This is a genomic window from Corynebacterium sp. H113 (assembly GCF_037572315.1).
In the GTDB taxonomy this organism is placed as follows: domain Bacteria; phylum Actinomycetota; class Actinomycetes; order Mycobacteriales; family Mycobacteriaceae; genus Corynebacterium.
On record NZ_JBBHKZ010000002.1, the window covers coordinates 1,081,903 to 1,096,089 of the forward strand.

General features: G+C 56.5%; 11 protein-coding genes. 10 read left to right on the forward strand and 1 reads right to left on the reverse strand.

Going from position 1 to position 14,187, the window contains the following annotated elements:
- Window positions 1–22 precede the first annotated feature (22 nt).
- From WG938_RS06085 to WG938_RS06110, 6 genes are all read left to right on the forward strand, one after another.
- A complete protein-coding gene (locus WG938_RS06085) occupies window positions 23–922 on the forward strand; it encodes an undecaprenyl-diphosphate phosphatase (RefSeq protein WP_339978514.1) in 900 nt (299 codons plus the stop codon).
- A gap of 10 nt (window positions 923–932) precedes the next feature.
- Window positions 933–2,252, forward strand: coding sequence for a cysteine--1-D-myo-inosityl 2-amino-2-deoxy-alpha-D-glucopyranoside ligase (gene mshC / locus WG938_RS06090; RefSeq protein ID WP_339978516.1), 1,320 nt, complete (start codon window positions 933–935; stop codon window positions 2,250–2,252).
- Between the two features lie 45 nt (window positions 2,253–2,297).
- On the forward strand, window positions 2,298–2,726 hold the full coding sequence (locus tag WG938_RS06095; RefSeq protein ID WP_339978518.1) for a hypothetical protein: 429 nt from the start codon (window positions 2,298–2,300) through the stop codon (window positions 2,724–2,726).
- 127 nt (window positions 2,727–2,853) lie between these two features.
- On the forward strand, window positions 2,854–6,513 hold the full coding sequence (gene metH, locus WG938_RS06100; protein WP_339978520.1) for a methionine synthase: 3,660 nt from the start codon (window positions 2,854–2,856) through the stop codon (window positions 6,511–6,513).
- A gap of 222 nt (window positions 6,514–6,735) precedes the next feature.
- On the forward strand, window positions 6,736–7,404 hold the full coding sequence (locus WG938_RS06105; protein WP_339978522.1) for a DUF2202 domain-containing protein: 669 nt from the start codon (window positions 6,736–6,738) through the stop codon (window positions 7,402–7,404).
- Window positions 7,405–7,600: 196 nt separating this feature from the next.
- Window positions 7,601–9,556 carry a heavy metal translocating P-type ATPase gene (locus WG938_RS06110; protein WP_339978524.1) on the forward strand — a complete coding sequence of 652 codons (1,956 nt, stop codon included), beginning with the start codon at window positions 7,601–7,603 and terminating at the stop codon, window positions 9,554–9,556.
- 25 nt (window positions 9,557–9,581) lie between these two features.
- On the opposite strand, the gene WG938_RS06115 is transcribed toward WG938_RS06110, so the two are convergent.
- The gene (locus tag WG938_RS06115) at window positions 9,582–10,469 is read right to left on the reverse strand and encodes a thioesterase family protein (protein WP_339978525.1); all 888 of its coding nucleotides are present in this window, start codon (window positions 10,467–10,469) and stop codon (window positions 9,582–9,584) included.
- Window positions 10,470–10,567: 98 nt separating this feature from the next.
- Here WG938_RS06115 and WG938_RS06120 point away from each other — a divergent pair, with 98 nt between their 5' ends.
- The 4 genes from WG938_RS06120 to aspA all read left to right on the forward strand — a co-directional run bounded on the left by WG938_RS06120 (window position 10,568) and on the right by aspA (window position 14,070).
- On the forward strand, window positions 10,568–11,287 hold the full coding sequence (locus tag WG938_RS06120; RefSeq protein WP_339978526.1) for an HAD family hydrolase: 720 nt from the start codon (window positions 10,568–10,570) through the stop codon (window positions 11,285–11,287).
- Window positions 11,274–11,537, forward strand: coding sequence for a phosphoribosyl-ATP diphosphatase (locus tag WG938_RS06125; protein WP_339978527.1), 264 nt, complete (start codon window positions 11,274–11,276; stop codon window positions 11,535–11,537). The genes WG938_RS06120 and WG938_RS06125 overlap by 14 nt, the downstream gene beginning before the upstream one ends.
- Window positions 11,538–11,552: 15 nt before the next feature.
- Window positions 11,553–12,398: an ATP phosphoribosyltransferase gene (gene hisG, locus WG938_RS06130; protein ID WP_339978528.1), complete on the forward strand. Its 846-nt coding sequence runs from the start codon at window positions 11,553–11,555 to the stop codon at window positions 12,396–12,398.
- 199 nt (window positions 12,399–12,597) lie between these two features.
- Window positions 12,598–14,070, forward strand: coding sequence for an aspartate ammonia-lyase (gene aspA, locus WG938_RS06135; RefSeq protein ID WP_339978530.1), 1,473 nt, complete (start codon window positions 12,598–12,600; stop codon window positions 14,068–14,070).
- Window positions 14,071–14,187 lie beyond the last annotated feature (117 nt).

Here is a 14,187-nt window from a genome sequence, read left to right on the forward strand (position 1 = left end):
ATTGCGAGTAAGGTTTCTCGTCATGACAGATATCAGCATGCTTGCCTCAGCGTCGCAGACCGCGACGGATGCAGTGGCTGGCGACGCAGGTGGAGTCACCTGGGCGCAGACCATTGTCCTGTCCATCGTCCAAGGACTTACCGAGTTCTTGCCAGTCAGCTCCTCGGGACACCTCCGCATCGTGTCGGAGTTATTGTGGGGTAAAGACGCTGGTGCGTCGTTTACCGCTGTGATCCAGCTAGGTACTGAGCTTGCTGTGTTGGTGTTCTTTGCCAAGGACATCTGGCGCATCCTGACCGCGTGGTTCCGTGGCTTGTTTAACAAAGACGCTCGGGATTTCGATTACCGCATGGGATGGATGGTCATTGCTGGCACCATCCCCATTGCTGTGTTGGGCTTTGTCGGTAAGGACCTCATCCGCGATAACCTCCGTAATCTGTGGATCACCGCATCGGTGCTGGTCTTGTTCAGCTTCGTCTTCATTTGGGCGGAGAAGGTGGGCAAGCACAAGCGCAGCTTCGACGAGTTGACGATGAAGGATGCCCTCGTCATGGGCTTCGCCCAGTGCTTGGCGTTGATTCCTGGAGTGTCCCGTTCGGGTGGCACAATCTCAGCAGGTTTGTTCTTGAATTTGGATCGTGAAGTCGCAACTCGCTTTTCGTTCTTGTTGGCAATTCCAGCGGTGTTGGCGTCCGGCATCTTTTCATTGCCTGACGCATTTGCTCCATCCGCAGGACAGGCGGCGTCGGCAGCCCAGCTTCTGGTGGGTACGGTCATTGCCTTCGTAGTGGGTTACGCCGCTATCGCGTGGTTGTTGAAGTTCGTGTCAAACCACTCTTTCGCGTGGTTTGCTGCTTACCGCATCCCAGTTGGCATCATCGTGATGGGTCTGCTTCTCTTCGGAGTCATGCAGCCGATGTAGTCTTGTCAACATGTATTCGTGGCCTGAGCCTAAAGTCTCCCGTATTGCTGACGTTGCACCTTCGTTAACCCCGATTCCGCTGAATTTGTATGACACTGCGGATCAGCGGATCAAGCCTGTAAAAGCGGGGCAGGAGGCGAAAATGTATGTCTGCGGCATTACGCCGTACGACGCCACCCATTTGGGCCACGCCGCTACCTACCTGACTTTCGATCTCATTCACCGTGTGCTCCTCGACAATGGGCACACGGTTCATTACGTCCAGAACATCACGGACGTCGATGACCCCCTTTTCGAGCGCGCTGAGCGCGACTGTGTTGATTGGCGCGAGCTTGGTGCTTCCCAGATCGATCTCTTCCGGTCGGATATGAAGAATCTGTCCGTCATCCCGCCCCGCGATTACATCGGCGCCATGGAATCTGTCGACGAAGTAGTCGACATGGTTCAGCGTTTGCTTGATCTCGGTGCTGCGTATCAGCTTGACGACGAGTACCGGGACATCTACTTCCGTCGTAACGCTACGGAGAACTTCGGTTATGAATCGAACTACTCAGAGGCACAGATGGCAGAGTTCTTCGCCGAGCGTGGCGGAGACCCGGATCGCGCAGGCAAGCAGGATCCTTTGGACGCACTACTGTGGCGTGCTGCGCGCGATGGTGAGCCGTCGTGGGACGCACCATTTGGAGCAGGCCGACCGGGTTGGCATATCGAGTGTTCGGCGATCGCCATGAATCGCCTTGCAGACTCACGGGAGAGCGACGCGACGTACGCCTTCGACATTCAGGGTGGTGGCAGCGACCTCGCTTTTCCACACCACGAGTTTTCGGCTGCACACGCGGAGGCAGCATCAGGTTGTGAGCGCATGGCTAACCATTACGTCCATGCGGGCATGATTGCTTTGGACGGCGTCAAGATGTCGAAGTCCCTCGGCAACTTGGTGTTCGTGTCAAAGCTGGTTGCTGCTGGTGCTGATCCGTCGGCTATCCGACTGGGTGTCTACGCCAGCCATTACCGCACGGATCGCGATTGGTCTGAGCAGGTTCTCGCCACCGCCGAGAAGACTGTGCAGCGGTGGCGACGGGCCGCTCGCGTCGCACAAGCTACGGAGGCAGCGACGCGAACGGTTCAGTTAGTACGCTCTGCGCTGGCTAACGACTTGGATACGCCTGCTGCACTCGCCGCGATTTCTGCATGGGCTGATTCGGTGCTGTTTGTCACCGGACTTGACGACGACACCGCAGACACCGCCACTGTCGATTCGGGGGAGATCACTCCGGCAGGCGTAATCGTCAGTTCTGCAGTTGACGCCCTATTGGGCATCGCCTTGTAGACACCCCGTCCTGCACGTTTTTGCCAGTCCTGCCACAATCGAGGTATGACCGGCACAGAGCAGTCAAAGATTCGTGAACGACTAACGCCAGCCATCGATGAGTTTACCGAGGACCTGCGAAGCTTCGCTGAAGGTTCTTACTTGCGTGACAACGAACGCACCCATTGGGAACAGCCGTTTCCCACCGACGTCGCCGATGAGGTGCGAAACACCCTGATTGGTTTCGTATCTCGCCTCGACAACGAAGTCGTCAATGCAGACGAGGAAGCGAAGATCGGTCTCGTTGATGATGCTGTGCGGGCGACCGTCGAAAAGCTCCGTTCGATTAATGAGGCGAACGAAGAGGCTGTCCTTGACATCGAAGAGTACGACGAGTTGTCGAGGATTTTCGCAGTCGCTATCGAGACTGCGGGGGTCGACTCCGACGAAGTTCCGACTGATTTCTTCAGCATCGAGACTTTCGAGGGCGAGTAGCGACGGCGAGTAAGACGCCGGGAAAAGGCACGTATCCCTGGGCATTCGGATTTTCCGGGTGCCCTTTCTTCGTGTCTAAGTGGGCTCAAAGTAGGGATTTCAAAAAAGTAGACTAAGGTGTCTACTTATGACTACAGAGCTGACATCCCCATTCCTTGATGCCCTTCGTAACCGAGTACTAATCGGCGACGGGGCCATGGGCACTCAGCTGCAGTCGTTTGACCTGGATGTCGAGAAAGATTTCTTTGGCCTGGAAGGGTGCAACGAGATCCTGAACGACACGCGCCCGGATATTCTCGAGCTGATTCATCGTCGCTATTTCGAAGCGGGGGCTGACCTCGTTGAGACCAATACTTTCGGCTGCAACCTGCCTAACCTCGCAGACTATGACATTGCAGATCGTATTCGTGAGTTAGCGGAGAAGGGCACCGCGATTGCTCGCAAGGTAGCCGACGAGATGGGTCCTTCGGAGGACGGCACTCCACGCTTCGTGCTGGGGTCACTTGGGCCGGGCACCAAGCTGCCTTCGCTTGGCCATGCACCGTACGCTTCACTTCGCGACGCGTATACCGAAGCTGGACTCGGGATGCTCGATGGTGGTGCCGATGCCTTCCTCATCGAGACGTGCCAGGACCTGCTTCAGGTCAAGGCCGCTGTCAACGGTGTCAAGGCAGCGATGCGCCAGCTGGAAAAGCGAATTCCGATCATCGTGCACGTCACAGTAGAGACAACTGGAACGATGCTCATGGGCTCTGAAATCGGTGCTGCACTTGCTACTTTGCAGCCACTCGGCATTGACATGATCGGACTGAATTGTGCCACCGGCCCAGACGAGATGAGCGAGCATCTCCGTTATCTCTCTACGAATGCGTCGATCCCTGTTTCCGTCATGCCCAACGCAGGATTGCCTGTACTTGGGAAGAACGGTGCGACATATCCACTCCAGCCGGACGAGTTGGGCACCGCACTGCGTGGCTTCATTGAAGACTACGGGCTATCCATGGTCGGCGGCTGCTGTGGTACGACTCCGGAGCACATCTCCGCTGTCCGAGATGCAGTTCTCGGACGTGGCGCATGGGAGAGCGAGGGTGCAGCTGTTCGCGCGGTACGTGAGCGTGAAGCTGCCGACGCACCTGCGATCGACGAAGTTTCCTCGCTGTACGCTCCGATGCCACTTACGCAGGACACCGGCATCACCATGATCGGTGAACGCACCAACGCCAACGGATCGAAAGCATTCCGCGAAGCAATGCTCGCTGGCGACTGGGAAAAGTGCCTCAACACTGGGCGTAGCCAGGTCACCGATGGTGCACATCTGGTGGATCTCTGTGTGGACTATGTTGGCCGCGATGGACGCGAAGACATGGCGACGTTAGCGTCGCAGATCGCCACGCAAGTGACGCTGCCAGTCATGTTGGATTCCACTGAGCCAGATGTCCTGAGGGTTGGCCTGGAACATCTCGGTGGCCGTTGCGCAGTCAACTCAGTCAACTTTGAAGACGGCGATGGCCCAGATTCTCGTTACCAGCGCATCATGGAGCTCGTCGTCGAGCATGGTGCAGCCGTCGTCGCGCTTGTCATCGACGAAGAGGGGCAGGCGAGAACCGCCGATAAGAAGGTGGAGATTGCCGAACGCCTCATCGCAGATATCACCGGCACCTGGGGGCTACGCAAGCAAGACATCATCGTTGACTGCTTGACCTTCCCAATCTCTACCGGCCAGGAAGAAACGCGTCGCGACGGCATCGAAACCATCAACGCGATCCGAGAGTTGAAGGATCGCCACCCAGAAATTCACACCACCCTGGGCTTGTCGAATATTTCTTTCGGGCTGAATCCTGCCGCCCGGCAGGTGTTGAACTCCGTCTTCCTTAATGAGTGCATTAACGCCGGCCTGGATTCGGCGATTGCTCACAGCTCGAAGATCTTGCCGATGAACCGTATCGACGAGCGCCAGCGCGAGGTGGCGCTCGACATGGTCTATGACCGTCGTCGTGACGCGTCCCACCCAGATGGTGAATACGATCCGCTGCAGACCTTCATGGAACTATTTGAAGGCGTGTCGGCAGCAGACGCGAAGGATGCGCGCGCCGAAAAACTCGCAGCACTGCCTTTGTTGGACCGACTTGCCCAGCGCATCATTGATGGCGAGCGCACCGGCATCGAAGAGGACCTGGACCTCGCGATGAAGGAAAAGGAACCCCTCGCGATCGTGAATGAGGATCTTCTCCGCGGTATGCAAACTGTCGGCGACTTGTTTGGTTCGGGGCAAATGCAGCTGCCATTCGTACTGCAATCCGCCGAGACTATGAAGGCTGCGGTGGGCTACCTCGAAGGCTTCATGGATGCCGAAGATGCAACCGGTTCGAAGGGATCCATCGTCCTTGCGACGGTGAAGGGCGACGTCCACGACATCGGCAAGAACCTGGTCGAAATCATCTTGTCCAACAACGGTTACACCGTGCATAACCTGGGCATTAAGCAGTCGGTGTCATCGATCCTATCGGCAGCGAAAGACCATGACGTTGATGCGATCGGCATGTCCGGGCTGCTGGTGAAGTCAACCGTTATCATGAAGGAGAACCTCGAAGAGTTGAATTCCACGGGCGATGCCCAGCGCTTCCCGGTTCTCCTCGGTGGTGCGGCTCTGACGCGCACGTATGTCGAGAACGATCTTTCGGAAATCTACCAAGGCGATGTCTTCTACGGTCGTGACGCTTTCGAGGGACTTCGCATCATGGACGCGCTCATGGCAGAAAAGAGGGGAGAAGGCCTTGACCCGACGTCTCCCGAAGCTATCGCTGCAGCAGAGAAGAAGGAAAAGCGACGCGCCCGTAATGAGCGCTCAAAGCGTATCGCCGCTAAGCGCGCGGCGGAAGCAGCTGCCAACGCGCCAGAAGTACCCGCACGTTCGGATGTTGCTGTAGACGTGCCCGTCGCAAAGCCACCGTTCTGGGGTACGCGCATCGTCAAGGGAATTCCAATCAACGATTATTTGACGTGCCTCGATGAACGCGCTCTTTTCATGGGCCAGTGGGGTTTGCGTGGCACGCGTGGCGACGACGGCCCGTCGTACGAGGAGCTCGTCGAGTCAGAGGGCCGTCCGCGTTTCCGAGCTTGGCTCCAGCGTCTGCGTGCCGAAAACATCCTGCAGCACGCTGCGGTCGTCTATGGCTATTTCCCAGCTATCAGCGAAGGAGACAAGGTTCACGTTTTGCCACTACCAGCGGCCGGCGAAGAGCCAGATCCGCATGCCGAGCCTGTCGTGACCTGGGAGTTCCCACGCCAGCAGCGTGGCCGTTTCCTGTGCATCGCGGACTTCATTCGCTCGAAGGAGACTGCAATTCACGAGGGGAAAGTGGACGTACTGCCATTCCAGTTGGTAACGATGGGTCAGCCAATCGCGGATTTCGCAAATGATATCTACGCGAAGAATGAATACCGGGACTACCTGGAAGTCCATGGAATTGGCGTCCAGCTCACAGAGGCCCTAGCGGAGTATTGGCACCAGCGCGTGCGCTCTGAACTCGCGTTCACAGACGGCACAACAGCAGCTCGCGACGACTCGGATGACACGCAAGACTTCTTCAATCTGAAGTATCGCGGTGCACGGTATTCCTTCGGTTACGGTTCCTGCCCAGACCTGGAGTTCCGCAAGGGCATGATCGATCTTTTGCAGCCTGAGCGCATCGGGGTAGAGCTTTCAGAGGAGCTCCAGTTGCATCCCGAGCAGTCGACTGATGCCTTCGTTCTTTACCATCCCGAGGCGAAGTATTTTAACGTGTGACGGGGCCGGTGAGCGGTCAACGATGAATACCAATTGCATAATCGCCAGTTCAACAGCGTTATCTCCCTCAGTGAAAACTTATAGATTTTTCACGATACTGCTATAGGCCTATCTAGACATGCCTATGCCCCTGGCGGTATATTTGGTTATGCCGGGTCGCTGGTCCGTCTGCAGAGTATTGAATCTGCAAACCTGCGACCTGCCATTTAACTAGGAGTAGCTATGAGTAACTCACTCATTGCCAGTGGCCTCGCAGCCCTGCTTGCATTTGGTGGCTCACTGGGCAGCCCTTCCGTGGATTCCCCAGGCTTCCCATCCCCACAGCTTCCAGAATCTCCAGGCATTGAGATTCCTGCACCTGAACTTCCAGGCGAGAACGACCAGCTCAGCGAAGTCGACAAGGATTTGCTAGTCGCGCTGGACGAAGAGCGCATGGCTCGTGACCTTTACTTGGAGTTCAACAAGCTGTACCCAGGCACCAACCAGTTCGAGAACATTCCAAATCGTGGCGAACAGGGCCACATGGATGCCATCAAGGCGCAGATCGATGCACGTGGCCTTGACGGTTCGAACTACTACGGAGAACCTGGCAAGTACCAGTTCCCAGAAGTTCAGGCAATGTACGATGCATGGCTGCTCCAGGGAAAGATCAGCAAGAAGCAGGCCTTCCAGGCTGCTGTCGACCTTGAAAAACAAGACATTATCGACCTCACTGCAATGAAGGATCGTGCTGCTGCAGCAGGCGAAACCGAACTTGTGGCAATGTACGAGCACCTGATTGCTGGCTCCGAAAACCATATCGTCGCATTCACCCGTGGACTCGAGGGTGGCGGCGGTGGCGGTCGTGGCCCAGGTGGCGGTGGCGGTGGTGGCTACCGTGGTGGTCGCTAACCACTAACGCTTCAACAACTCGTGCACGCCCACCGGGGTGCACAACTTTGGCGACCTGCCTCTCATGCAGGTCGCCTTTTTCATTTTCTGGCTTACCCTAGCCTTCGAACAAACGTTTAGGAATGCCGTTATTTTTCCTGTTCAGATAGCCTAAACATGTGTGCGAACCTGCGCAGACTTGTGCGACGATAGTTATATGAGCACCGAAATGACCATCCATTCCCGTAGCTCCACAGCGCCCACTGCTACGACAGCTTCGGCACCAGGCCGAGGCGTCAAAGCATTCTTTACGTCGGCCGATGGGGCCATCGCCACAGCGACACTCATCGCGATAGTGCTGCACCTCGTGCTTCGCTACGGGCTGCACTACGACAGCTGGGCTGCACACTGGCCCCTCATTGCAATGGTCGTAGTCGGTGGCATTCCGCTGACCATTGATGTCATCAAGGGGGCGATTAAGGCCCGTGGTGGCGCTGACATGTTGGCTGCGATGTCCATCATTGCTGCAGTGCTCATGGGCGAATGGCTGGTCGCTGCCATCATTGTCCTCATGTTGTCGGGCGGTGAAGCTCTCGAAGAAGCCGCATCAAAACGCGCGTCCGCAACATTAGACGCGTTAGCGAAGCGCAGTCCTACGGTTGCGCACAAACTTCGTGGCACTACGCTTGCCGACGGCACTGACGACGTCCACGCCGACAGCATCACCGTAAACGACCTGATCGTCGTGTTGCCGCACGAGCTCAGTCCTGTTGACGGCGAGGTCGTTGATGGACACGGCTCAATGGACGAGTCGTACCTAACCGGCGAACCTTATGTCGTCCCGAAGTCGAAAGGTTCGACTGTTATTTCCGGCGCAATCAATGGGGAAGCAGCGCTGACCATTAGGGCTACCGCTGCTGCAAAGGACTCTCGCTACGCAAAAATCGTTGGTGTCTTGCGCGAGGCTGAGAACAATCGTCCTCCTATGCGACGCATGGCTGATCGGTTGGGTGCTTGGTACACGGTCATCGCGCTCATTCTTGCCTGCCTCGGGTGGGCAATGTCGGGGGACCCAACTAGGTTCTTGGCAGTGCTCGTCATCGCAACGCCTTGCCCTTTGCTTATTGGCGTTCCAGTCGCCATTATTGGCGCCATTTCCTTGTCCGCCCGACGCGGTATCATCATCAAGAATCCAGCCATGCTCGAAGATGTCGGACGAGTTACCACCGTGATGTTCGACAAGACAGGCACGTTGACGTACGGTCGCCCTTCGGTCACAGAAGTCATCACACCACACCGTTCTGCGATCTCCGCTGATGAAGTGTTGGCGTTTGCAGCGGCCGTCGAAAAGTACTCCAAGCACCCGCTAGCTTCTGCGATTGTGCGCGAGGCAGCTGATCGCAACCTTGAGGTACCCGAAGTTGACACAATTTCCGAACATCCCGGTCAGGGTCTAATAGGTGAAGTCGCAGGTAGAGCAGTGCGAATTACCAATCGTGCGGGGCTCGCGAAGTTTGATCCGCAATCCGTTGTGCAGCTGCCACCCACCGCAGCAGGAATGGAATCGGTCATTCTTATCGACGATTCGTATGCCGCCACACTGCAGTTCCGAGATGAGCCACGGTCGACCGCCTCCAGCTTTATCGAGCACCTGCCGAAGAAGCACGGTGTCAAGGAAATGATGATTCTGTCGGGTGACCGTGAAGCCGAGGTTCGTCACCTGGCCCAACAGGTCGGTATTGACACGGTGTTTGGTGGCATGTCGCCTGAGCAAAAGCTCGACATGGTTCGAGAAAAGACCACGGAGGGGCCAACCCTGTTCTTGGGCGATGGCATCAACGATGCGCCGGCGATGACGGCCGCGTCCGCCGGTGTCGCCTTTGGCGCGACCTCGGATGTCACCAGTGAAGCTGCTGATGCCGTCGTGCTTGATTCGTCATTGGAAAGGCTCGACGATCTGCTGCACATTGGTACCCGTATGCGTCGAATCGCGTTGCAGAGCGTCATCGGCGGCATGGGGCTATCCATCATCGGCATGATCTTGGCTGTATTCGGACTATTCACGCCTATAATGGGTGCGATTGCACAGGAGATCATCGATATCCTGGCAATCTCCAATGCAGCGCGAGTCGGCATAGTCCGAAAGGGACTATCCGACTTCGACGATAATTAGTTAAGCCCGGCTAGGCTGCGTCTACCTATGCCAGTGGCGCTGCCTGCGGGCGGACCAGGAGAGTCTGAACGGAGCGGCCGATCGGGCCGTATTCGTCGTAAAGTTCGCCGGAAGTCATGCCAATTCCATCCGGCCCTACGGAACCGCGGGCGCTAATACCTATCCAGCGGTCGGTGGTATCGAGGTTCGGCTGGCGATGGATGTGAACAACCAAGTCGGTGTTCATGAACGCCCACTTGTTGTAGTCCAGCGTCGCGCCAATGCCGTTGGCGGTGTCAGTCAATTGCATCAGGTACTCGATAGGCGTTGGTACCTCGCCCTCGACGATTGGGTAGGGGGTACGCACCCAGTGGATGCGTGTTCCAGGGCCGGAATGATGAACTGGGCTCTTGTCTTCGCCGGAGCGAGCTTCCACCGAGGAAATGAATCCGCCTGGCCATTGCTTTAGTGGCACAACCTCATCATTGCATTCGTCTGGCCCCGGGATGCTGCGGTCAAAAGCTCGCTCGATCTCGCTGGTATCAATCGTTGACATCTGCCATGCAGCGCCGGAGGCGACTGCACGCCAATTGCCGTTTTTGTCTTCGGCCAAGATCTCCCCCTCGATCTTCTGAATCTGCCGACCAGGGCGAGACACCCACGAACGAGTGCGAATCTCGGTGTAAGGCACCTGGCCGAGGAGGTCCACCGCGATTCGCGTGGTGCGCATTCCCGAGTCAGATCCTGGTCCGCGTTCCAGTGCACGCGTCAGCAACGCAGCTGGGGGAGCACCGTGCTGGAATGGGCCCCACGCACCATGTGCCAGCTCGGTACAAAGGAAGCGCTCGAACGTTGCTGGTCCTTGCTTGGTATCCACCTCGACGGTGCCAAGAAATTCAAAGTATGCCTGTGGCTGATCTGCAGATTCGCTCATATGGCGCACACTATCAGTTAATGGTGATTTACATCACTAGAAGTGGGGATTTTCCTCCGACTATCACCAGGTACCAATCCGGGCTAGGCTTGGCGATCGTGCGCGCACTACTTTGGGACATGGACGGCAGCCTCATCAATTCCGAACCCTTCTGGGAAATCGCAACCTATGAGTGCTCCGAACGACTCGGCCGTCGCCTTACTCCCGAGCTTCGCGCCACCTGCGTCGGAAACACACTGCGCGATACCGTCGCCATTTGTGCTGCACACGCCGGTGTTCCGCTTGACGACGACGTCGTGAAGCAAGAATCCAATTTCCTGGAAAACCGTGTGATTGAGCTGGTGCGCGAGAACGGAGTCGTGTGGCTACCAGGAGTGCGGGACATTATCGCCGAGGCGCATGCGGAGAGTATCCCGGTGGTGTTGGTGACGAATACGCGCCGTAAAGTCGCTACGCCGTGCATTGAAGCGATGGGCGAGCACATGTTTACCGCCACCGTGTGTGGAGATGACGTTCCCCATGGCAAACCAGCACCAGATCCATATTTGCGTGGCGTGGAGATCGCTGGCTTTCGACCGCAGGAATGTTTAGCTCTTGAAGACTCTGCGACTGGTACGCGATCCGCACTGGCCGCACAGTGTGAAGTGCTGTGGATTCCAATGGAAGGCGCGCCTCCACCAGCCGATGCAATAACGGCGTTGTCACCATTCGCCCGGCACTATGAAGGCACCCTGGAGGGGTGGCGGCTCGCCGATCTGCGGGCTGCCTTCGCCTGCGATCTGAAGACATGGAACAATAGGCCGAGTGAAGAACTTTGATGACCTCTATGCCGAATTGAAAGAAAAGGCAGAATCCCGCCCAGAAGGCTCCGGAACTGTAGAAGCACTGGACAAGGGCGTCCATTTCCAGGGAAAGAAGATCGTCGAGGAGGCTGGCGAAGTGTGGCTGGCCGCCGAGTACGAATCTGACGAGGAACTGTCGGAGGAAATCTCGCAGCTACTGTACTGGCTGCAGGTAGTCATGGTGGGTCGCGGACTCACTCCTGAAGACATCTACAAGTACCTGTAGGAAAGGACCCGCTTGATGCTGCGCGTTGCAGTCCCTAATAAAGGTTCACTGTCCGAAGCTGCTGTCGAGATTCTCGAAGAAGCTGGCTACCCGGGCCGTGGTGACTCCAAGAGCCTGACCATTGCCGATGCAGACAATGACATTGAGTTCTTCTTCCTTCGCCCGAAGGACATCCCAATTTATGTGGGCAACGGCCATCTCGATTTGGGTATCACGGGTCGTGACCTGGCTGCCGATTCCTTGGCTCCGGTCAAGGAAGTCTTAACCCTGGGGTTTGGCGGTTCGACGTTCCGTTACGCAGCGCCAGCAAACGAAGAGTGGAGCATTGAAGCTCTGGATGGCAAGCGCATTGCGACGTCGTACCCAAACCTCGTTCGTGAGGATCTGAAGGCTCGCGGTATGTCCGCGGAGGTCATTCGCCTGGACGGCGCAGTCGAGATTTCCATTCGACTGGGTGTCGCCGATGTCATTGCTGATGTCGTGTCGACCGGACGTACGCTGCGCAAGCAAGGTCTCGCTCCATTCGGTGAGCCACTGTGCACGTCGGAGGCAGTCGTTGTTGGCCGCGAAAACAAGGAAGTCACGGACGCACAGAATGTGTTCCTGCGTCGCCTGACCGGCATTCTGCACGCAAAGAACTACATGATGGTGGACTACAACATCAAGCGTTTGCACCTAGAGGAAGCGACCAAGGTCACGCCAGGCTTGTCGGGTCCAACGGTCTCTCCGCTTGCGCATGATGATTGGGTTGCTGTCCGCGCAATGGTGCCACGGAAGATGGCTAACCCGATCATGGACGAACTGGCCGAGCTCGGTGCTCAGGCTATCCTCGCATCGGAAATTCGCATCGCTCGAATTTAGGGGAACATCACCACGACTGCTGTCAATGGAAGTTCACTGTGACTTTCCTTATAGCGGTCTTCCCATCAGCAATTCTAGGGTAAAATAGCTGGTCACAGGCGGTTGCACGCGTTGAGCGCGCAACCGTCTTTTTCGTTCAAGTGTAGGCTCGAGAGTAGTTGGCTTGAGTCCACAATTTCCGAACCATAGGAGATTATCTATGTCGAACACCCGCACAGAAATTGACCTTCTAGGTGAACTCGAAGTTCCCAATGGCGCCTACTACGGGGTGCATACCCTCCGGGCCATCAACAACTACCAAATTTCGGGAAAAACCATCAACGAAGTTCCGGAGTTCGTTCGGGGCATGGTGATGGTCAAGAAGGCCGCGGCAATTGCCAATCAGCGTGTTCACACGATCCCTAATGATGTCGCTGCAGCAATCATTGCCGCTTGCGACGAGGTTCTGGAAAACGGCCGTTGCATGGATCAGTTTCCTATCGACGTATTCCAGGGTGGCGCTGGCACCAGCTTGAACATGAACACCAATGAGGTCATTGCGAACCTCGCGCTGGAACATCTCGGCTTCCCCAAGGGTCGCTACGACATCATCAACCCAAATGACGATGTCAATCAGTGCCAGTCCACTAACGATGCTTACCCAACTGGTTTCCGACTAGCCGTCCACATGGCGCTGGAGGATTTGAAGGAGCATCTACAGGAACTTGCTACCGCACTACACGCTAAGGGCGATGAGTTCGGCAACATCATCAAGATGGGTCGCACCCAGCTGCAGGATGCTGTGCCAATGACGCTCGGCCAGGAATTCCATGCGTTTGCCACGAACCTGGAGGAGGAGCAGGCCACTATTTCTCAGGCTGCTGCTCGTCTGTTGGAAATTAACCTCGGCGCTACGGCAATTGGCACCGGAGTGAATGCTCCATCCGGCTACCGCGAAGCAGTTACTCAGGCGTTGCGCGAAGTGTCAGGTCTGGACGTCTCCTCGGCAAAGGACCTCATCGAGGCAACCAGTGACACTGGCGCGTACGTCAATGTCCACGCTGCACTGAAGCGCGCTGCTATGAAGATGTCCAAGATGTGCAACGACCTTCGACTGTTGGCATCGGGGCCACGGGCTGGATTGAATGAAATCAACCTGCCAGAACGCGCCGCTGGATCGTCGATTATGCCAGCAAAGGTTAATCCGGTGATTCCTGAGGTTGTCAACCAGACGTGCTTCAAGGTCTTCGGCAACGACGTCACTCTGACCATGGCATCAGAGGCTGGTCAGCTTCAGCTGAACGTCATGGAACCGGTTATCGGCCAGTGCATTTTCGAGTCGATCAGCCTGATGAAGAACGCAGCAGATACCTTGCGGGAAAAGTGCGTCGTCGATATCACCGCAAACGAAGAAGTGTGTCGCAATTACGTCAATAGCTCGATCGGCATCGTCACGTACCTGAATCCAGTGATCGGTCACCATGAAGGTGATGTCGTGGGTCGCGAGTCGGCCAAAACTGGCAAGTCGGTTCGAGACATTGTCCTGGAACGCAAGTTGCTGGACGAAGCAGAGTTGGATCAGATTCTGTCCGCTCACAACCTCATGCATCCCGAGTACAGAGGCAAGCGCTACATCGATGGCGAGACCCGACTTGGTGCACTCGGCATTGAAGCACCAAACAAAACCACGTAAATCCGTGTGACAGCATGAGCGCAGCGAAGGGCCTTCCCAGGGTAAACAACCCGGGGGAGGCCCTTTAGCGTTGGTGCATTCCCCACCAAAAGTAAATATAGATTCATAATCACCAAT